Annotated in this window: 1 protein-coding gene and 1 pseudogene; one reads left to right on the top strand and one right to left on the bottom strand. The window is 61.9% G+C overall.

Annotated features, from left to right (window positions below; all coding sequences use genetic code 11):
• Positions 1-45: 45 nt before the first annotated feature.
• Positions 46-906 carry a Dyp-type peroxidase gene (locus tag HX846_RS15205; RefSeq protein ID WP_102369500.1) on the bottom strand — a complete coding sequence of 287 codons (861 nt, stop codon included), beginning with the start codon at positions 904-906 and terminating at the stop codon, positions 46-48.
• Positions 907-1,065: 159 nt separating this feature from the next.
• Here HX846_RS15205 and HX846_RS15200 point away from each other — a divergent pair.
• A pseudogene (locus HX846_RS15200) lies at positions 1,066-1,319 on the top strand (NADP-dependent glyceraldehyde-3-phosphate dehydrogenase); the annotation flags it as partial.

The following is a 1,319-nucleotide window of genomic DNA, read 5'->3' as shown; positions in this document are numbered from 1 at the left end:
GGCGGCCGTTACCTAAATAATGGATATGTACCCCGAACAAAAACCTCAGCGCACCAAGCTCAAATCCACCCGCCCATCACGCACCGGCGGACACCAGTAATACCCCCCAGTCAACGGCTTGCTAATGCGATACAACCCATCAACAATCCCATCCTCAAGCCCACTCATGCGGCGCAGTTGGGCTTCAAACGCATCAAACGAATGCCCAAACGCCAGGAACATCAACCCCGCCTGACCATTCTCGGCCCATGGCATCGACCGCCGCACCACAAACGCCTCCGGGGTAAAACTCTCCTGAGCCGTACGCTTGGTGTGCGCCGACTCCGGCGCGTCCTCCAGCTCCTCATTATCGCCATGGCGCCGACCAATAATGTGGTCCCGCTCCAGAGCTGGCAACGCCGCAAACCCATCCAGATCATGCTGCCACTGCTGGATCGCCGCAAAACTCGCACCACCCTGCGCCACCGCAGCCTCCACCGCCGCATCATCATGCGGATTCTCAGTGCCATCCTCATAGTCGGTCAGATCAAACCCGGTCTTGTAGCGAAACCCCTCGGTCATCTGCACCAGACCAAACCCCGGCGCCAGGGCCTTCTCGAACGCCCGGCTGCGCAACAGCAACTCACCGCGATCCACACCGTGCAACCAGACCCACAGCGCCTGCTGGGTCGACGGATTCTCCGCCCCCGGCCCGCTCACATGAGGGAACGCCCGCAACCCGTCAATCCGGGCGCCAAGGGCATTGACCAGCGGCTCACCAAAACCGACCACCGCACTGGCGTCCACCAACTGCACCAGCGCATCCAGTGCGGCAGGCACGGCATCCAGCGACTCAATGGCAAAAAACAGATGGCGTGCCTGCAACGGCACCGGTGCGGCAAGAATGCCCGGCTGGTACTGACTCATGTGAACTCCTTCAAGAAAGCCGCGCAGTTTACCCGGCGAGCTCACGGTTGTGCTCAAGGTTTTCCAAGGTTCGCGGGTTAATGCGTCTAGCCCTTGCCACACGGGCCGTTGATGGGTGAATCTCTAGTCACGTTTTGCAACCATTCCAGGGGTAGCGACATGACCACCGACAACCTGCTCGCCCAGCTGTTTCCCACTGCCGCCGAGATTCCCGAGCAATTCCGGCTCGCGGCGCCCATCGAACAACGTGATTACCTGGTCGGCGGCCAGTTGCATGTGTGGAACGGCCCCTTGGCCGAAGTGCGCAGCCCGGTGCAGTTGCGCGGTGCCGACGGTGACACGCCGGTCATCATCGGCAGCACCCCGCTGCTGGACGCCGACACCGCCTTGACCGCCCTCGACGCTGCCGTGGC

This window comes from Pseudomonas sp. K5002, from assembly GCF_013386655.1.
Classification (GTDB): Bacteria; Pseudomonadota; Gammaproteobacteria; order Pseudomonadales; family Pseudomonadaceae; genus Aquipseudomonas.
Note: the sequence above shows the minus strand (reverse complement) of the source record. Positions and strands in the feature narration are given on the sequence as shown.